13 protein-coding genes are annotated in these 20,083 nt (G+C 61.0%); 11 read left to right on the top strand and 2 right to left on the bottom strand.

What is annotated here, in order from left to right; genetic code table 11:
* Positions 1-104: 104 nt before the first annotated feature.
* Positions 105-2,549, bottom strand: coding sequence for a penicillin-binding protein 1A (locus ACMYUN_RS12550; protein ID WP_415763970.1), 2,445 nt, complete (start codon positions 2,547-2,549; stop codon positions 105-107).
* Between the two features lie 219 nt (positions 2,550-2,768).
* Between ACMYUN_RS12550 and ACMYUN_RS12545 the strand changes: the two genes are divergently transcribed.
* The 11 genes from ACMYUN_RS12545 to hemE all read left to right on the top strand — a co-directional run bounded on the left by ACMYUN_RS12545 (position 2,769) and on the right by hemE (position 18,547).
* Positions 2,769-3,833, top strand: a complete 1,065-nt coding sequence (locus ACMYUN_RS12545; RefSeq protein WP_039756675.1) for a pilus assembly protein PilM — start codon at positions 2,769-2,771, stop codon at positions 3,831-3,833.
* Positions 3,833-4,399 (top strand): PilN domain-containing protein, encoded by a 567-nt coding sequence (locus ACMYUN_RS12540; protein WP_415763867.1) that lies wholly within the window; start codon positions 3,833-3,835, stop codon positions 4,397-4,399. The genes ACMYUN_RS12545 and ACMYUN_RS12540 overlap by 1 nt, the downstream gene beginning before the upstream one ends.
* Complete coding sequence (gene pilO, locus ACMYUN_RS12535; RefSeq protein ID WP_129998263.1) at positions 4,396-5,019, top strand: type 4a pilus biogenesis protein PilO; 624 nt, start codon at positions 4,396-4,398, stop codon at positions 5,017-5,019. Before ACMYUN_RS12540 ends, pilO begins: the two co-directional genes overlap by 4 nt.
* Positions 5,016-5,540, top strand: coding sequence for a pilus assembly protein PilP (locus ACMYUN_RS12530; protein ID WP_310404132.1), 525 nt, complete (start codon positions 5,016-5,018; stop codon positions 5,538-5,540). Before pilO ends, ACMYUN_RS12530 begins: the two co-directional genes overlap by 4 nt.
* Before the next feature lie 13 nt (positions 5,541-5,553).
* Positions 5,554-7,632 carry a type IV pilus secretin PilQ gene (gene pilQ, locus ACMYUN_RS12525; RefSeq protein ID WP_310404130.1) on the top strand — a complete coding sequence of 693 codons (2,079 nt, stop codon included), beginning with the start codon at positions 5,554-5,556 and terminating at the stop codon, positions 7,630-7,632.
* Positions 7,633-7,636: 4 nt separating this feature from the next.
* Complete coding sequence (gene aroK, locus ACMYUN_RS12520) at positions 7,637-8,155, top strand: shikimate kinase AroK (protein WP_024011270.1); 519 nt, start codon at positions 7,637-7,639, stop codon at positions 8,153-8,155.
* Between the two features lie 152 nt (positions 8,156-8,307).
* The gene (gene aroB / locus ACMYUN_RS12515) at positions 8,308-9,408 is read left to right on the top strand and encodes a 3-dehydroquinate synthase (RefSeq protein ID WP_039756682.1); all 1,101 of its coding nucleotides are present in this window, start codon (positions 8,308-8,310) and stop codon (positions 9,406-9,408) included.
* Between the two features lie 10 nt (positions 9,409-9,418).
* Positions 9,419-11,005, top strand: a complete 1,587-nt coding sequence (locus tag ACMYUN_RS12510; protein ID WP_039756683.1) for an AAA family ATPase — start codon at positions 9,419-9,421, stop codon at positions 11,003-11,005.
* A gap of 351 nt (positions 11,006-11,356) precedes the next feature.
* A complete protein-coding gene (gene gltB / locus ACMYUN_RS12505; RefSeq protein WP_415763866.1) occupies positions 11,357-15,802 on the top strand; it encodes a glutamate synthase large subunit in 4,446 nt (1,481 codons plus the stop codon).
* A gap of 126 nt (positions 15,803-15,928) precedes the next feature.
* On the top strand, positions 15,929-17,347 hold the full coding sequence (locus ACMYUN_RS12500; protein ID WP_007909438.1) for an FAD-dependent oxidoreductase: 1,419 nt from the start codon (positions 15,929-15,931) through the stop codon (positions 17,345-17,347).
* A gap of 132 nt (positions 17,348-17,479) precedes the next feature.
* Positions 17,480-18,547 carry a uroporphyrinogen decarboxylase gene (gene hemE, locus ACMYUN_RS12495; protein WP_016772044.1) on the top strand — a complete coding sequence of 356 codons (1,068 nt, stop codon included), beginning with the start codon at positions 17,480-17,482 and terminating at the stop codon, positions 18,545-18,547.
* A gap of 177 nt (positions 18,548-18,724) precedes the next feature.
* Here the strand turns inward: hemE and ACMYUN_RS12490 are convergent, their stop codons facing one another.
* A complete protein-coding gene (locus ACMYUN_RS12490; protein ID WP_415763865.1) occupies positions 18,725-19,999 on the bottom strand; it encodes an MFS transporter in 1,275 nt (424 codons plus the stop codon).
* Positions 20,000-20,083 lie beyond the last annotated feature (84 nt).

The following is a 20,083-nucleotide window of genomic DNA, read 5'->3' as shown; positions in this document are numbered from 1 at the left end:
AGCCTGGTGCTGGGTTTTTTTATGGGCTACAAGCTACAAGCTGCAAGCGTGCATCGTTCGCGCTTTTGCTTACCGCTTGTAGCTTGGCGCTTGCAGCTGCTCCCCTAGAACAGATCGATCGGCGCCTGCTCATCCGCCGGCAGCGGGCTGCCTGGCACGGTGCCGTTGCCCAGCTCGTTCACCGATGGCGGTGTGTCTTCAGTCTTGAACAGTTCGAAGTAGGCCCCCGGCGTGCTCGGCGTTGCTGCACGTCCGCTGACCGGATCCACCCGCAGGCTGAGCAAGCCTTCCGGCTCAGGCTGCACATGCGGCGGCTTGTCTTTCAGTGCGGCGGACATGTAATTCATCCAGATCGGCAGCGCCACGGTGCCGCCGAACTCCCGGCGTCCGAGGCTTTCTGGCTGGTCGAAACCGGTCCACACCGTGGTTACGTAATCAGCGTTGTAGCCGGAGAACCAGGCATCTTTCGATTCGTTGGTGGTACCGGTCTTGCCGGCGATGTCGCTGCGGCCCATGGCCAGTGCGCGCCGGCCGGTACCGAGCTTGATCACGTCCTGCAGCATGCTGTTGAGGATGTAGGTGGTACGTCCATCGACAATCCGCTCGGCTACGGCCGGCGCTTGCGGCACTGCCGGGTTGCCCGGCGCTTCACCGGCAACCGGGGCGGCATTGACCGTGAACGACTCGGTGGCCGGCGCAGCGATACCGTCGGTCGCCGAACCACCCTGTGGCACGGTCGGCGGATTGGCGACGAACAGCGTGTCGCCGTTACGACTTTCGATCTTGTTGATGATGTACGGGGTGATCTTGTAGCCGCCGTTGGCAAAGGTGCTCCAGCCGGTGGCAATTTCCATCGGCGTCAGCGTCGCGGTACCGAGTGCCAGCGACAGGTTCGGCGGCAGGTCTTGCTTGTTGAAACCGAAACGGGTGATGTAGTCGATGGTCTTGCCCACGCCCATGGCTTGCAGCAAGCGGATCGACACCAGGTTGCGCGACTTGTACAGCGCTTCACGCAGGCGGATCGGGCCGAGGAAGGTATTGGTGTCGTTTTTCGGTCGCCAGACCTTGTCCAAGTATTCGTCGACGAACACGATCGGCGCATCGTTGACCAGGGTGGCGGCGGTGTAACCGTTATCCAGCGCGGCGCTGTAAACGAACGGTTTGAAGCTCGACCCCGGCTGACGCTTGGCCTGCAGAGCGCGGTTATAGTTGCTCTGCTCGAAGGCAAAACCGCCGACCAGCGAACGGATCGCGCCGTTCTGCGGATCCAGTGACACCAGCGCGCCTTGCGCCTGCGGAATCTGGCTGAATTTCAGCGAATTGTCTTTTTGGCGCTGCACGCGAATCAGATCACCGACCTGCGCGACATCCGACGGCTGACGCGGGTTGGCGCCCATGCTGTTGGTATTGAGGAACGGCCGCGCCCATTTCATCGTGTCCCAGGCAACGTGCTCTTCACCGGTGCGGGTCAACACTTGCAGGCCGGTTTTATCGACTTGGGTGACGATCGCAGGTTCCAGGCTGCTGATGGTGCGCTGCTTGGTCAGCTCGCTGGCCCAGGCTTCGCGAGTCTTGCCCGGCAGGCGCGACTCGGGGCCGCGGTAGCCGTGGCGCTGGTCGTAGGTCATCAAACCTTCGTGCAGCGCGGTGTTGGCCATTTCCTGCAGATTGCTCGGCACTGTGGTGGTGACGCGGAAACCTTCGGTGTAGGCGTCGCTGCCATAACGACCAACCATTTCGGCGCGGGCCATTTCGGCGATGTACGGTGCGTTCACTTCCGGCGTCGGCACGTGGTAGCTGGCGTTCAGCGGCTCGTTGATCGCCGCGGTGTAGTCGGCCTCGCTGATCTTGCCCAGCTTGTACATGCGCCCCAGGATCCAGTCGCGGCGTTCTTTACTGCGCGCCGGGTTGGCCAACGGGTTGAAACGCGACGGTGCTTTCGGCAGGCCGGCGATCATCGCCATCTGCGCCAGGCTGACGTCGCGGATCGACTTGCCGTAATACACCTGCGCCGCCGCCTCGATGCCGTAGGCGCGGTTGCCCAGATAGATCTTGTTGACGTACAGCTCAAGGATCTCGTCCTTGGTCAGCTGCCGCTCGATCTGCAGGGCCAGGAGAATTTCAGTGGTTTTACGCGAGAAGCTGCGCTCGCTGGTGAGGAAGAAGTTCTTCGCCACCTGCATGGTGATGGTGCTGCCGCCGGACTGAATGTGTCCGCTTTTGACCAGTTGGGTCGCCGCGCGCATCAGGCTGCTCGGGTCGACGCCATAGTGATTGGCAAAATTGTCGTCTTCAGCACTTAGTAACGCATTAATGAAATTGGGCGGAATGTCGGCGAAACGGATCGGTGTACGGCGCATTTCGCCAAATTCTGCGATCAACTTGTTGTCGCTGCTGTAGACGCGCAGAGGAATCTGCAACTGAATGCTTCTCAGCGCCTCCACAGACGGCAAACCCGGACTAAGGTAAAGAAAGGCGCCGCTGAGACCTAAGAGCAGTCCGCAGAAAACGGCGACGATGGACCAACCGAAAAATTTCAGCAGACGAATCAAGGCTTTTGGACATCCAGGGCAAAGAATGAATTTGGCACGGGGCTGCGGTTACACACAGAGCCATCCGCGCGGGCAGTAAAAAGCGGAAAAAATCGCTGGGCATTATAAGCACTTTTCCGTCGGGGGCGTCATTGGCGCTTCTGTCAAGACGGGGGTCAAGGAACGCAATGCGTATTACAGAGTCCGTAACTCACGGAAAGTCATAGGGAATTGGTAGTGCTGGGACTCTTCAATAAAAAGACCAATGCGTTACTGGGGATCGACATCAGCTCCACCTCGGTAAAGCTGCTGGAACTGAGCCGTCAGGGCGAGCGCTACCGGGTCGAGGCCTACGCGGTGGAGCCGTTGCCGGCGAACGCCGTGGTCGAAAAGAACATCGCTGAACTCGAGGGCGTCGGCCAGGCGCTGAGCCGGGTACTGGTCAAGGCGCGCACCGGGGTCAAGAGCGTGGCAGTAGCGGTGGCCGGTTCGGCGGTGATCACCAAGGTCATCGAGATGGACGCCGGGCTGTCCGACGATGAGCTGGAAAACCAGCTCAAGATCGAAGCCGATCAATATATTCCCTATCCGCTGGACGAAGTCGCCATCGACTTTGAAGTCCAGGGCGTGTCGCCGCGCAACCCGGAACGGGTCAACGTGCTGCTTGCCGCCTGTCGCAAGGAAAACGTCGAGGTTCGTGAAGCAGCGCTGGCGCTCGCCGGTCTGACTGCACGGGTGGTCGATGTCGAGGCCTACGCACTCGAGCGCTCGTTCGGCCTGCTGGCGACGCATCTGGCGGCCTCCCAGGAGCGCCTGACCGTGGCGGTGGTCGACATCGGCGCGACCATGACCACCCTCAGCGTCCTGCACAACGGCAAGATCATCTACACCCGCGAGCAACTGTTTGGCGGACGCCAGCTCACCGAAGAGATCCAGCGCCGCTATGGCCTCACGGTCGAGCAGGCGGGACTGGCGAAAAAGCAGGGCGGCCTGCCGGATGATTACGTGAGTGAAGTCTTGCAGCCATTTCGTGAAGCGCTGGTGCAGCAGGTTTCGCGTTCGCTGCAATTCTTCTTCGCCTCCGGCCAATACAACGCGGTCGACCATATCCTGCTCGCCGGCGGCACGGCTTCGGTGCCCGGGCTCGATCGTCTGATCGAACAGCGTCTGAACACCCCGACCCAAGTGGCCAACCCGTTTGCCGACATGGCTTTGGGCAGCAAGGTCAACGCCGGCGCGCTGGCCAGTGACGCGCCAGCATTGATGATCGCCTGCGGGCTCGCGCTCAGGAGTTTCGACTGATGGCGCGGATCAACCTTCTCCCCTGGCGCGAGGAGCGCCGCGAAGAGCGGCGCAAACGCTTCCTGCTGATCCTGATCGGCGTGCTCGCCGGCTCGATCGGCGCAGTGCTGATTGCCGATCAGATCATCAGCGCAGCGATCGAGCGGCAGATGGCGCGCAACGATTACATCGGCAAACAGATCGCCGTGGTCGACGAACGCATCAAGCAGATCAGTGAGCTCAAGGCGCGCCGCCAGCAACTGGTCGAGCGCATGCGCATCATTCAGGACCTGCAGGGCAACCGGCAGATCAGCGGGCGGATCTTCGATCAACTGGCGCGTACGTTGCCGGACGGTGTGTATTTCACCGATGTGAAAATGGCCGGCAAGACCCTGTCCATCAGTGGTGCGGCCGAGTCGAACAATCGGGTTTCCGAGCTGATGCGCAACCTTGATGCGTCCGACTGGTTCGACGCGCCGAGCCTGAATGAGGTCAAGACGACCAGCGCCGATCAGGTCGAACAGGCCAATGTCTTTCAGTTGACCGTTCGTCAGACCCAGCCCAAGGTGCCGGAGGGCGAGCAATGAAAGCCTCCGAGTGGCTGCTAAGCCTGCGCAATATCGATTTCAACGACCTCGACACCAGCAATATCGGCTCCTGGCCGGCGGCAGTAAAAACCCTGTGCGGTGCGCTGGTGATGGTGTTGATCCTCGCGCTTGGCTATTACTTCTTCATCAGTGATATGGAAAATCAGCTCGAGCTCAAGCGCGAAGAGGAAACCACCCTCAAGGAGCAGTTCGCCAGCAAGGCGCGGTTGTCGGCAAACCTTGAGCTGTACACCCAGCAGATGAAAGAAATGGAAAACACCTTCGGCGTGTTGCTGCGGCAATTGCCCAGCGACACCGAAGTCCCGGGCCTGCTTGAAGACATCACCCGCACAGGCTTGGGCAGCGGTCTGGAATTCGAAGAAATCAAGCTGTTGCCGGAAGTGATCCAGCCGTTCTACATCGAGCTGCCGATCCAGATCACCGTAACCGGTGCCTATCACGACCTTGCGACCTTCGTCAGCGGTGTCGCCGGCCTTCCGCGCATCGTCACCCTGCACGATTTCGAACTGGCGCCGGCCAACCCCGAAGGCGGGCCGAAGCTGCGCATGAGCATCCTCGCCAAGACGTATCGCTATAACGATAAGGGGCTGGAAAAATGACCCCGATTCGTTATTTCGTCCTGCCGATGCTGCTGGTCCTGAGCGGCTGCGGTGGAGGCGATGACTTCAGCGACCTCGACGCGTACCTCAACGAAGTGCGCCTGCGCCCGGCGGGCAAGATTGAACCAACGCCGACATTCCGGTCTTACCCCACATTCACTTACAGCGCCGCCAACTTGCGCAGTCCGTTTTCGCGGCAGGCGCGGGTCGATCTGGCCGGGCAGAAGCACGGCTCGCGCAACGTCAAACCCGACCCCAACCGGGTCAAGCAATACCTTGAAGGGTTCAATATCGAGCAGTTCGAAATGGTCGGCACGATTGCCAATGCCTCGGGCTCGTTTGCGCTGCTGCGCGGCGCGGGCGGAGTGCATCGCCTCAAGGTCGGCGACTACCTGGGCCGCAACGACGGCCGGATCGTCGCCATCAGCGCCACCCAGGTCGATGTCGTCGAGATCGTGCCCGACGGCGCCGGCGCCTGGCTGGAGCGGCCGCGCACCATTCCTTTGAAAGAGCACTCATAGTGGAAGTCGAACAATGAACAGGATTTTCTCCACCCTCGGTTTTTCGCTATGGATAGCGCTGGTGTCACCGATGGTAATGGCGGCCAGTCTGAAAGCGCTGGATGTTGCCGCGCTGCCGGGTGACCGCGTCGAACTGAAGCTGTCGTTCGACGGCCCGCCACCACAGCCCAAGGGCTACACAACCGAGTCACCGGCACGCATTGCACTGGATCTTCCGGGCGTGACCAGTCAGTTGGCCAACAGGAATCTTGATCTGGGCAGCGGCAACGCGCGCACGGCCACGGTAGCCGAAGCCAAGGATCGCACGCGGCTGATTGTCAGCCTGACGCAATTGGCGCCGTACAGCACGCGGGTCGAAGGCAATAATCTGTTCGTCGTGGTCGGCCAGGGCGCCTCGACGACTGCGCCGCGCCCGGCCGCCGTTGCACCGCGTGCCGCCACGGCCAGTGCGGCACCCACCAGATCTTCGCTGCCGCGCAGCCGGGCGATTCGCGGCGTCGATTTCCAGCGCGGCACCGAAGGCGAGGGCAACGTGGTCATCGACCTCTCTGATCCGACCATTGCCCCGGATATCCAAGAGCACGATGGCAAGATCATCCTCAGCTTCGCCCGCACGCAATTGCCGGAAAAACTGCGCGTGCGCCTCGACGTCAAGGACTTCGCGACCCCGGTGCAGTTCGTCAACGCAGCAGTTACCGGCGATCGCACGGTGATCAGCGTCGAGCCCAGCGGCACCTTCGACTATTCCACGTTCCAGACCGACAACAAGCTCACCGTGAGCGTTCGGCCGATGAGCGTCGACGACCTGCAAAAGCGCAACGCCGACCGTCAGGCGTATGTCGGCGACAAGCTCTCGCTGAATTTTCAGGACATCGACGTGCGCTCGGTGCTGCAACTGATCGCTGACTTCACCAATCTCAACCTCGTGGCAAGCGATACGGTGCAGGGCGGCATCACGTTGCGCCTGCAGAACGTGCCGTGGGACCAGGCACTGGATCTGGTGCTGAAAACCAAGGGCCTGGATAAACGCAAGATCGGTAACGTGCTGCTCGTCGCGCCGGCCGATGAAATCGCCGCCCGTGAGCGTCAGGAGCTGGAGTCGCAGAAGCAGATCGCCGAGCTGGCGCCATTGCGTCGCGAGCTGCTGCAGGTCAATTACGCGAAAGCGGCGGACATTGCCAAGCTGTTCCAGTCGGTGACCAGTGCCGAAGCCAAGGTCGACGAGCGCGGTTCGATTACCGTTGATGAGCGGACCAACAACATCATTGCCTACCAGACCCAGGATCGCCTCGACGAATTGCGGCGGATCGTCGCGCAACTGGATATTCCGGTGCGCCAGGTGATGATCGAGGCGCGCATCGTTGAGGCCAACGTCGATTATGACAAGAGCCTGGGCGTGCGCTGGGGCGGTTCGGTGCAGAACAAGGGCAACTGGAACGCCTCCGGGGTCAACGGTTCGTCGAGCACGATCGGCACGCCGGGCAGCACCGGCACCAACTCGCCGTTCGTCGACATGGGCACGGTCAACAACACTTCGGGGATCGGTATCGCTTTCATCACCGACAACGTGTTGCTGGATCTGGAACTGACGGCGATGGAAAAGACCGGCAACGGCGAAATCGTCTCGCAGCCGAAGGTGGTCACCTCGGACAAGGAAACCGCGAAAATCCTCAAAGGCACCGAGATTCCGTATCAGGAGGCCAGCTCCAGCGGCGCCACGTCGGTGTCGTTCAAGGAGGCCTCGCTGTCACTGGAAGTCACCCCGCAGATCACGCCCGACAACCGCATCATCATGGAGGTCAAGGTCACCAAGGATGAGCCCGACTACCTGAACAAAGTGCAGGATGTGCCGCCGATCAAGAAAAACGAGGTCAACGCCAAAGTGCTGGTGAATGACGGCGAGACCATCGTAATCGGCGGTGTTTTTTCAAATACTCAGAGCAAGGTTGTAGATAAGGTGCCATTTCTTGGCGATGTGCCGTATCTTGGCCGCCTTTTCCGGCGTGATGTGGTTTCGGAGAAAAAATCCGAGCTGCTGGTATTTCTCACTCCGCGTATCATGAATAACCAGGCGATTGCTGTGAGTCGTTGATTCTGTGCGAAATTTGATACTTGTAGGACCGATGGGTGCTGGCAAAAGCACCATCGGCCGATTGCTGGCCAAAGAGCTGCGCCTGCCGTTCAAGGATTCCGACAAGGAAATTGAGCTGCGCACGGGTGCCAATATCCCATGGATCTTCGACAAGGAAGGCGAGCCCGGCTTTCGTGACCGCGAGCAGGCGATGATCGCCGAGCTGTGCGCGTTCGATGGCGTGGTGCTGGCGACCGGCGGCGGCGCAGTGATGCGTGATGCCAATCGCAAGGCCCTGCATGAGGGCGGGCGCGTGGTGTATCTGCACGCCTCCGTCGAGCAGCAGGTCGGCCGCACTTCCCGCGATCGCAATCGGCCGCTGCTGCGCACCGCCGATCCGGCGAAAACTTTGCGTGACCTGCTCGAAATCCGTGATCCGCTTTATCGGGAAATCGCCGATCTGGTGGTGGAAACCGACGAGCGGCCGCCACGCATGGTGGTGCTCGACATTCTCGACCGCCTCGCGCAGTTGCCACCCCGTTAAAGCATCGGCGGAAATGCGCTATTCTCGGCGTCCTGTCAGCGTCCGCCGAGGGTGTGGCGGATGCCGGGCGAGCGGCGTCATACCGCTACAGGCCGCAGAACACCAATAATTTCAGGGCAGGATGCCTGCTTCCATCTTCACTGTGGGGACACATGCAGACACTCAAGGTCGATCTAGGCGAGCGCAGCTACCCGATTCATATTGGCGAAGGTCTGTTGGATCAGCCGGAACTGCTGGCGCCGCATATCCACGGGCGGCAGGTGGCAATCATCTCCAACGAAACCGTCGCGCCGCTCTATCTCGAACGTCTGACCCGCAGCCTGGCGCAGTTCTCGGTGATCTCGGTGGTGTTGCCTGATGGCGAAGCCTTCAAGAACTGGGAAACCCTGCAACTGGTTTTCGATGGTTTGCTGACCGCCCGTCATGACCGCCGCACCACCGTGATCGCCTTGGGCGGCGGGGTGATCGGCGACATGGCCGGTTTCGCGGCCGCCTGTTATCAGCGCGGTGTCGATTTCATCCAGATTCCTACCACGCTGTTGTCGCAGGTCGATTCGTCGGTCGGCGGCAAGACCGGCATCAACCATCCGCTGGGCAAGAACATGGTCGGCGCGTTCTATCAGCCGAACGTAGTGCTGATCGATACCGCATCGCTGAAAACCCTGCCGCAGCGCGAGTTGTCGGCGGGTCTGGCGGAGGTCATCAAGTACGGCCTGATCTGCGACGAGCCGTTCCTGACCTGGCTCGAGGAAAACGTCGACGCCCTGCGCGCGCTGGATCAGGCCGCGCTGACCTATGCGATCGAGCGTTCCTGCGCGGCCAAGGCTGCGGTGGTCGGCGCCGATGAAAAGGAAACCGGCGTGCGCGCCACGCTCAATCTCGGCCATACCTTCGGCCACGCCATCGAAACCCACATGGGCTATGGTGTCTGGCTGCATGGCGAGGCGGTGGCGGCTGGTACCGTGATGGCGCTTGAAATGTCCGCGCGCCTGGGCTGGATCAGCGAGCAGGAGCGTGATCGCGGCATTCGTCTGTTCCAGCGGGCCGGTCTGCCGGTCATTCCGCCTGAAGAGATGAGCGAAGCCGATTTTCTCCAACACATGGCAATTGATAAAAAAGTGATCGACGGTCGTCTGCGCCTGGTGCTGCTGCGCCGGATGGGCGAAGCGGTAGTGACCGACGATTATCCGAAAGAGGTTCTACAGGCCACGCTGGGAGCGGATTACCGCGCCCTGGCTCAGCTTAAAGGTTAAAACGATTCCGATGACTAGTTTGCATGCCGACGAGGCGTTTCTCGGCCATTTCCAGTTAAGTCACGACCCGTTCGCGCCACGGGTGCCGGGCTTCAAATTCTTCCCGGCCCAGCGCAAGCCGGTGCTGGGTCAACTGCATCATCTGGCGCGTTACAGCCAGTTGCTGCTGGTTGTCACCGGTCCGCAGGGCAGCGGCAAGACCCTGCTGCGCCAGGCGCTGGTGGCCAGCACCAATAAACAATCGGTGCAGAGCGTGGTGGTTTCTGCCCGTGGCGCCGGGGATGCGGCCGGCGTGCTGCGCCAGGTGGCGCAAGCGCTGGATGTCGCGCAGGCCGAAGTCGGCGCGATTCTCGAGCAGGTGGTGCAACTCGGTCTGACCGGGCAGGAAGTCTATCTGCTGGTGGACGATGCCGAGCAGCTCGACGAGTCGGCGCTGGAAGCGTTGATGGCGCTGGGCGCCGGCACGCCGGAAGGTCGTCCGCATGTGTTCCTGTTCGGCGAGTCGTCGCTGATCGCTCAGCTCGAGGCGTTGCAGCTCGAAGAAGAGCGTTTCCACGTCATCGAATTGCAGCCGTACACCGAAGAAGAGACCCGCGAATATCTCGACCAGCGGCTGGAAGGCGCGGGCCGGGGTGTCGAACTTTTCACCGCAGATCAGATCTCTGATATTCACGAAAGCTCCGAGGGCTGGCCGGGCAACATCAACCAGGTCGCTCGCGATGCTCTGATCGAAGTCATGATTGCCAGCCGCTCCGCGGTCAAGCGTCCAAGTATGGGGTTCAACATGCCGAAGAAACACGTATTGGCGATTTCCGCCGTCGTTGTGGTCGCGGTTGCCGCCGCCTGGCTGATGCCGGGTCGCAGCAAGGCGCCGACCACCGGTGCTCCGGCCAATGAACAGGCGCAACTGCCATTGGGTCAGGGCGCCGCGAACGGCGCCAATCCATCCGTCGAGTTCGCTGGCAACACCCAGCCGATGCCGCTGCCTTTGGTCGGCAACTCGCAGCCGGTCATGCGTGGCCCGCTGGCCGAAGCCGCCGGTGGTATCACCGAAGGCGACGACGGCGTGCCGCTGGAAGGCTCCAGCGATACTCCGCCAACCGTAACCACCTCCGCGCCGCCTGCGGGCGTTCCGGCCGGTCCTGCGCCGACACCGGTTCCGACCCCTGCGGCCAAGCCGGCACCAACCCCGGCTCCGACGCAGATCGCCACGGCCAAGCCTGCTCCGGCCACGCCAGCGCCAGCTGCGAAACCGGCTCCTGCTCCGGCCAAGCCTGCCGACAAGCCCGTTACCGTGGCCAAGGCTGCCGGTGGCAGCTGGTACGCCGGTCAGCCGACCAGCAACTATGTCGTGCAGATCCTCGGCACCAGCTCGGAGACCGCCGCGCAGAACTTCGTCAAGGAGCAGGGCGGCGAGTACCGTTATTTCAAGAAAGTCCTCAACGGCAAGCCGCTTTACGTGATCACCTACGGCAACTTTGCCAATCGTGATGCGGCCGTTTCTGCCATCAAGGCCTTGCCAGCGAAGGTTCAGGCTGGTAAACCTTGGCCTCGCACTGTCGCCAGCGTCCAACAGGAACTGGCAACAACTCGCTGAAGATTCGGCGGCCTTACCCAGGCCGCCTCTCCCGGCACCTCAAAATCTCCACGAGTGCGCGCTTTCTGAAAAGATCGCGTGCCTTGTGGTGTCTGCGTCACAGTAGTTTTTGAGTCGTTGCGGTCAGAATTTAAAAAAGTTTTGACTAGCACAGCAGATCGCTTTAAACCTTTCACAAATGCGACATGAATTTGCGACAGTTCGTCGTCAAATTTGTGAGCCTCTGTGTCGCTGTGTACAATGACCACCCTTTTGCCCCCGCTAAGCCGGCGTACGTTCGGCGCGGAACGCAAGTGGTTGAATTGAAAAGAAATTTGCCTCGAATAGAGGCAGCCTGGTGAGAAAGTGTCTATGAAAGCAGGTCTGTACCAACCAGATGAATTCAAGGATAACTGCGGTTTCGGCCTGATTGCTCATATGCAGGGCGAGCCCAGTCATACCCTTTTGCAAACGGCCATCGAGGCCCTGACCTGCATGACCCACCGCGGTGGGATTAATGCCGACGGCAAGACCGGTGACGGTTGCGGTCTGCTGATTCAAAAACCCGACGCCTTCCTGCGAGCCATTGCCCAGGAAAGCTTCGGCGTCGAAATGCCCAAGCAATATGCCGTGGGCATGGTGTTCTTCAATCAGGATCCGGCCAAGGCCGAAGCCGCTCGCGAGAACATGAACCGCGAGATCCTTGCCGAAGGTCTGCAACTGATCGGCTGGCGCAAAGTGCCGATCGACACCAGCGTCCTCGGCCGTCTCGCCCTTGAGCGCCTGCCGCAGATCGAGCAGGTCTACATCGGCGGCGAAGGCCTGAGCGATCAGGACATGGCCGTGAAGCTGTTCAGCGCCCGTCGCCGTTCGTCGGTGGCCAACGCCGCTGACACCGACCACTACATCTGCAGCTTTTCGCACAAGACCATCATCTATAAAGGCCTGATGATGCCGGCCGACCTGGCCGCGTTTTATCCAGACCTGAGTGACGAGCGCCTGCAAACCGCGATCTGCGTGTTCCACCAGCGTTTCTCCACCAACACCCTGCCGAAATGGCCGCTGGCGCAGCCGTTCCGCTTCCTCGCCCACAACGGCGAAATCAACACCATCACCGGTAACCGCAACTGGGCACAGGCCCGTCGGACCAAGTTCACCAATGATCTGATGGATCTGGAAGAGCTCGGTCCGCTGGTCAACCGTGTCGGTTCCGACTCATCGAGCATGGACAACATGCTCGAACTGATGGTCACCGGTGGTATCGACCTGTTCCGTGGCGTGCGGATGATCATTCCGCCTGCGTGGCAGAACGTCGAAACCATGGACCCGGATCTGCGTGCGTTCTACGAGTACAACTCGATGCACATGGAGCCGTGGGACGGCCCGGCCGGCGTAGTAATGACCGACGGTCGTTACGCGGTGTGCCTGCTCGACCGTAATGGTCTGCGTCCGGCGCGCTGGGTGACCACCAAGAACGGTTTCATCACCCTCGCCTCGGAAATCGGCGTGTGGAACTACCAGCCCGAAGACGTGCTCGCCAAGGGCCGTGTCGGCCCGGGGCAGATCTTCGCCGTGGACACCGAAACCGGGCAGATCCTCGACACCGATGCGATCGACAACCGTTTGAAGTCCCGTCATCCGTACAAGCAATGGCTGCGCAAGAATGCCCTGCGCATTCAGGCGACCATGGAAGACAACGACCACGGTTCGGCTTTCTACGACGTCGATCAGCTCAAGCAATACATGAAGATGTATCAGGTCACGTTCGAAGAGCGTGATCAGGTGCTGCGTCCGCTCGGCGAGCAAGGCTACGAAGCCGTGGGCTCGATGGGCGACGACACGCCGATGGCCGTGCTGTCCCAGCGTGTACGCACGCCGTACGACTATTTCCGCCAGCAGTTCGCGCAGGTGACCAACCCGCCGATCGACCCGCTGCGTGAAGCGATCGTGATGTCGCTGGAAATCTGCCTCGGTGCCGAGCGCAACATTTTCCAGGAGTCGCCGGAACACGCCTCGCGCGTGATCCTCAGCTCGCCAGTGATCTCGCCGGCCAAATGGCGCTCGCTGATGAACCTCGACCGTCCGGGTTTCGAACGGGCGATCATCGACCTCAACTACGACGAAAGCCTCGGCCTCGAAGCGGCGATCCGCAATGTTGCCGATCAGGCTGAAGAAGCTGTGCGCGCCGGGCGTACCCAGATCGTCCTGAGCGACCGTCATATCGCTCCGGGCAAGCTGCCGATCCACGCTTCGCTGGCGACCGGTGCAGTGCACCACCGCCTGACCGAAAAAGGTTTGCGTTGCGACTCCAACATCCTCGTTGAAACCGCGACCGCCCGTGACCCGCACCACTTCGCGGTGCTGATCGGTTTCGGCGCCTCGGCGGTGTATCCGTTCCTGGCCTACGAAGTATTGGGCGACCTGATCCGTACCGGTGAAGTGTTGGGCGACCTCTATGAGGTGTTCAAGAACTACCGCAAAGGCATCACCAAAGGCCTGCTGAAGATCCTGTCGAAGATGGGTATTTCGACCATCGCTTCGTACCGTGGTGCGCAGCTGTTCGAGGCCATCGGCCTGTCCGAAGAAGTCTGCGACCTGAGCTTCCGTGGTGTGCCGAGCCGGATCAAGGGCGCGCGTTTCGTCGACATCGAAGCCGAGCAGAAAGCCCTCGCCGTCGAAGCCTGGAGTCCGCGCAAGCCGATCCAGCAGGGCGGTCTGCTGAAGTTCGTCCACGGTGGCGAATATCACGCGTACAACCCGGACGTGGTCAACACTCTGCAAGCCGCTGTGCAGCAGGGCGACTACGCCAAGTTCAAGGAATACACGTCGCTGGTGGACAACCGTCCGGTGTCGATGATTCGCGACCTGTTCAAGGTCAAGACCCTCGACACGCCGCTGGACATCAGTGAAGTCGAGCCGCTGGAGTCGGTGCTCAAGCGCTTCGACTCCGCTGGCATCTCGCTGGGCGCACTGTCGCCGGAAGCTCACGAAGCCCTGGCCGAAGCCATGAACCGTCTCGGTGCGCGTTCCAACTCCGGCGAAGGTGGTGAAGATCCGGCACGTTACGGCACCATCAAGAGTTCGAAAATCAAGCAGGTTGCCACCGGCCGTTTCGGTGTGACTCCGGAATACCTGGTCAACGCCGAAGTGCTGCAGATCAAGGTCGCCCAGGGCGCCAAGCCGGGCGAGGGCGGGCAACTGCCGGGCGGCAAGGTCAACGGGCTGATCGCCAAGCTGCGTTACGCAGTGCCGGGCGTGACCCTGATTTCGCCACCGCCGCACCACGACATCTATTCAATCGAAGATTTGTCGCAGTTGATCTTTGACTTGAAGCAAGTCAACCCGCAGGCGCTGGTTTCGGTGAAGCTGGTAGCAGAAGCGGGCGTCGGCACCATCGCCGCCGGTGTGGCCAAGGCCTATGCGGACTTGATCACCATTTCCGGCTATGACGGTGGCACCGGTGCTTCGCCGCTGACCTCGATCAAATACGCTGGCGCGCCGTGGGAACTCGGCCTGGCTGAAACCCACCAGACCCTGCGCGGCAACGACCTGCGCGGCAAAGTCCGGGTCCAGACCGACGGCGGCCTGAAAACCGGCCTCGACGTGATTAAAGCGGCGATCCTCGGCGCCGAAAGCTTCGGCTTCGGTACCGCGCCAATGATCGCACTGGGCTGCAAATACCTGCGCATCTGCCATCTGAACAACTGCGCCACTGGTGTCGCGACGCAGAACGAGAAGCTGCGCAAGGATCACTACATCGGCACCGTCGACATGGTGGTGAATTTCTTCACCTACGTCGCCGAAGAAACCCGTGAGTGGTTGGCCAAGCTTGGCGTGCGCTCCCTCGAAGAGCTGATCGGTCGCACCGATCTGCTGGAAATCCTCGAAGGCCAGACCGCCAAACAACATCACCTGGACCTGACGCCGCTATTGGGCAGCGATCACATCCCGGCGGACAAACCGCAGTTCTGTGGCGTTGAGCGCAACCCGCCGTTCGACCAAGGTCTGCTCGCGGAGAAGATGGTTGAGCTGGCCTCATCGGCAATCAACGACCTCAGCGGCGCCGAGTTCGATCTGGACATCTGCAACTGCGACCGTTCGATCGGCGCGCGGATTTCCGGCGAAATCGCGCGCAAGCACGGCAACCAAGGCATGGCCAAAGCGCCGATCACCTTCCGTTTCAAAGGCACGGCGGGGCAGAGCTTCGGTGTGTGGAACGCCGGCGGTCTGAACATGTACCTGGAAGGCGACGCCAACGACTATGTCGGCAAAGGCATGACCGGCGGCAAGCTGGTCATCGTGCCGCCGAAGGGTAGCGTTTATAAAACTCAGGAAAGCGCCATCATCGGCAACACCTGCCTGTACGGTGCCACTGGCGGCAAGCTGTTCGCCGCCGGTACCGCAGGCGAGCGTTTCGCCGTGCGTAACTCCGGTGCTCACACCGTCGTGGAAGGCACTGGTGATCACTGCTGCGAGTACATGACCGGTGGTTTCGTCTGCGTGCTGGGCAAGACCGGTTACAACTTCGGTTCTGGCATGACCGGTGGTTTCGCCTACGTGCTCGATCAGGACAACACCTTCGTTGACCGGGTCAACCACGAACTGGTGGAGATCCAGCGGATCAGCGGCGAGGCGATGGAAGCCTATCGCAGCCATCTGCAGAACGTGCTGAACGAGTACGTCGCCGAAACCGACAGCGAGTGGGGTCGTGAACTCGCCGAGAACCTCGACGATTACGTGCGTCGTTTCTGGCTGGTCAAACCGAAGGCAGCGAGTCTGAAATCTCTGCTCTCCAGTACTCGTGCGAGTCCGCAGTAACGACGCAGCTGCAAGCCACTAGCTTCAAGCGACAAGCTGAAGCTAGTACGCGTTGTACCGGACTAATGTGATTTTCTTGCAGCTTGAAGCTTGTAGCTTGGAGCTGTCGTGTAAGAGGTTTTAGTAATGGCTGAACGTCTGAATAACGACTTCCAGTTCATCGATGTCGGGCGCAAGGATCCGAAGAAGAAACTGTTGCGTCAACGCAAGAAAGAGTTCGTTGAAATCTACGAACCGTTCAAACCCCAGCAGTCGGCCGATCAGGCCCACCGCTGCCTGGGTTGCGGCAACCCGTATTGCGAATGGAAGTGCCCGGTGCACAACTTCATTCCCAACTGGCTGAAGCTGGTGGCCGAGGGCAACATCCTTCAGGCCGCCGAGCTGTCGCACCAGACCAACACCCTGCCGGAAGTCTGCGGCCGGGTGTGCCCGCAGGATCGTCTGTGCGAGGGTGCCTGCACCCTCAACGACGGCTTCGGCGCGGTGACCATTGGTTCGGTCGAGAAGTACATCACCGACACCGCGTTCGCCATGGGCTGGCGCCCGGACATGTCCAAGGTCAAGCCGACCGGCAAACGCGTGGCGATCATCGGCGCAGGCCCGGCGGGTCTGGGTTGTGCCGACGTGCTGGTGCGTGGCGGCGTAACTCCGGTGGTGTTCGACAAGAACCCGGAAATCGGCGGCTTGCTGACCTTCGGCATCCCCGAGTTCAAGCTTGAGAAGACCGTGCTGAGCAATCGTCGCGAAGTCTTCACCGGCATGGGCATCGAGTTCCGCCTCAACACCGAAGTCGGTAAAGACGTGACCATGGAACAACTGCTCGCCGAATACGACGCGGTGTTCATGGGCATGGGCACCTACACCTACATGAAGGGCGGTTTTGCCGGTGAGGACCTGCCGGGCGTTTATGACGCGCTGGATTTCCTGATCGCCAACGTCAATCGCAACCTGGGCTTTGAAAAGTCGCCAGAAGATTTCGTCGACATGAAAGGCAAGAAGGTCGTGGTACTCGGCGGCGGCGACACGGCGATGGACTGCAACCGCACCTCGATCCGTCAGGGCGCCAAGTCGGTGACCTGCGCTTATCGTCGTGACGAAGCGAACATGCCCGGCTCGCGCAAAGAGGTGAAGAACGCCAAGGAAGAAGGCGTGAAATTCCTCTACAACCGCCAGCCGATCGCCATTGTCGGTGAAGACAAGGTCGAAGGCGTGAAAGTGGTCGAGACCCGTCTCGGCGAACCGGACGCCCGTGGCCGTCGCAGCCCCGAGCCGATCCCGGGTTCCGAAGAGATCATCCCGGCCGACGCCGTGGTCATCGCTTTCGGCTTCCGCCCAAGCCCGGCGCCGTGGTTCGAACAGTTCGAGATCCAGACCGACAGCCAGGGCCGCGTTGTTGCGCCTGAGCAAGGTCAGTACAAGCACCAGACCAGCAACCCGAAAATCTTCGCCGGTGGCGACATGGTGCGCGGGTCTGACCTGGTGGTGACGGCGATCTTCGAAGGGCGCAATGCGGCTGAAGGGATCCTCGATTATCTGGGCGTCTGACGACGCCAGCGGCAAGCTTCAAGTTTCAAGCGGCAAGCTACAAAGCAATCCTGCTTTTAACTTGCCGCTTGTAGCTTGCTGCTTGCCGCTGTCTTTTGAGACCATGCCCGCACTTTTTTTCCGGATGCCGACATGACTGCCCTGAAGAACGACCGCTTCCTCCGTGCCCTGCTCAAGCAACCCGTTGACGTCACCCCTGTGTGGATGATGCGCCAGGCCGGTCGCTACCTGCCGGAGTACCGCGCCAGCCGCGCCCACGCCGGCGACTTCATGAGCCTGTGCATGAACCCGGAATTCGCCTGCGAAGTCACCCTGCAACCGCTCGACCGCTACCCGCAACTGGACGCGGCGATCCTGTTTTCCGACATCCTCACCATTCCCGATGCCATGGGCCAGGGCCTGTACTTCGAGACCGGTGAAGGTCCGCGCTTCAAGAAAGTCGTCAGCACCCTCGCCGACATCGAAGCCCTGCCGATCCCTGACCCGCACAAAGACCTCGGCTATGTCATGGATGCGGTCAGCACCATCCGCCGTGAACTCAACGGTCGCGTACCGCTGATCGGCTTCTCCGGCAGCCCATGGACGCTCGCGACTTACATGGTCGAAGGCGGCTCGTCGAAAGACTTCCGCAAGACCAAGGCGATGCTCTACGACAATCCGCAAGCCATGCACCTGCTGCTCGACAAGCTGGCGCAGTCGGTGACCTCGTACCTCAACGGCCAGATCATGGCCGGTGCGCAAGCGGTACAGATCTTCGATACCTGGGGCGGCAACCTGTCGGCGGCGGCGTATCAGGAATTCTCGCTGGCCTACATGAAGAAAATCGTCAGCGGCCTGATCCGCGAGAACGACGGCCGCAAAGTGCCGGTGATCCTCTTCACCAAGAACGGCGGCCTGTGGCTGGAAAGCATCGCCGAAGCCGGCGCCGACGCCCTCGGCCTGGACTGGACTTGCGACATCGGCAACGCCCGCGCCCGCGTCGGCGACAAGGTCGCGTTGCAAGGCAACATGGACCCGACCGTGCTCTACGCCAAACCGGAAGCGATCCGCACTGAAGTCGGGCGCATTCTGGCCAGCTACGGCAAGGGCAGCGGCCATGTGTTCAACCTTGGTCATGGCATCACCCCGGAAGTCGATCCGGAACATGCCGGCGCGTTCCTGCGTGCGGTACATGAGCTGTCGGCTCAGTATCACGAGTGATCAGCGCCCAATAAAAAACGCCCGGCCAAATGCCGGGCGTTTTTGTTTGCACGATCCAATGTCGGACACAGATCAACTGTGGGAGCGAGCCTGCTCGCGAAAGCGGTGTGTCATTCAACACTGATGTTGCCTGACACAGTGCATTTGCGAGCAGGCTCGCTCCCACATGGTTTTATGTCAGGCTTTGACGCCCTGCAACGGTGGCAACTTCGCCAGCTTCAACGCCACCAGCAGGGCAATCAGCAACAACGCACCAATAAACAGCCCGATCCCGTTCCACCCGCCCAGATGCCAGAACACCCCGCCCGCCGTCCCAGCAATGCTCGATCCGGCGTAATAACTGAACAGGTACAGGGAAGAGGCCTGCCCCTTGGCCGTCAACGCGCGCCGGCCGATCCAGCTGCTCGCCACCGAGTGCGCGGCGAAGAAGCCGAAGGTGAACACCAGCATGCCGACGATCACCAGCAACAACGAAGTGAACATGGTCAGTGCCAGTCCGGCGAACATCAGTGCAATCGTCGCCCAGAGCACTTTGCGCCGCCCCAGTTTGTCCGCCAGCGAGCCGATCTTGGCCGAGCTGTAGATACCGGACAGGTAGACCACCGAGAGCAATCCGACATACACCTGATCCAGGTTGTAAGGCGCTGCCAGCAAGCGATAGCCAATGTAGTTGAACAGCGTGACAAACGCGCCCATCAGCACAAACGCTTCAAGAAACAGCAGCGGCAGGCCGGCGTCGCGAAAGTGCATGGTGAAGCCGTCGAGCAGGCTGCGCGGGTGCAGCGAGCGAGCGCGGAAGTTGCGCGATTCCGGGAGTATCTTCCAGAACACCGCCGCTGCGACCAGCGCCAGACCGCCGATCACCAGCATCGCCGTGTGCCAGCTGACGAAGTCGATCAGCACGCCGGTGATCAAGCGTCCGCTCATGCCGCCGATCGCGTTGCCGCCAATGTACAAACCCATCGCCAGACCGATGTGTTGTGGATGGATTTCTTCGCTCAGATAGGTCATCGCCACCGCTGCGAGCCCGCTCAACGACAGGCCGATCAGCGCGCGCATGATCAATACGCCGTGCCAGCTCGGCATCATCGAACTGGCGATGGTGCACAACGCGGCAGCGAACAGTGCGGCGACCATCACCGGCTTACGTCCGATGCGGTCGGAAATCGGCCCGGTGATCAGCAGACCGAAGGCCAACATGCCGGTCGCCACCGAGAGGATGAGACTGCTCTGCGCCGCGTTGATCCCGTATTCGTGGGACAGCAGCGGCATCATCGGTTGCACGCAATAGAGCAGCGCGAACGTCGCAAAGCCGCCACAGAATAGCGCCAGCACCGTGCGCATGAACGCCGGCGTGCCTTTTTCGATGTAGATCTCCTGCAGCTCGGCGCGCACATCGTCGTCGGCAGCGGGCGGGATTTCGTGGGCAAGGGGCGCGACAGCAGTTTTCACTTCAGACCTCAGAGAGCGCAGCCGGGCAGGCAATGAAAAAATCATATAGCTGGCTAATGTTTCTATCCAATATATTGTTCGACC

The organism is Pseudomonas sp. CP4 (assembly GCF_047758505.1).
GTDB lineage: Bacteria > Pseudomonadota > Gammaproteobacteria > Pseudomonadales > Pseudomonadaceae > Aquipseudomonas > Aquipseudomonas fluorescens_AO.
This window is presented reverse-complemented; position numbering and strand designations above follow the sequence as displayed.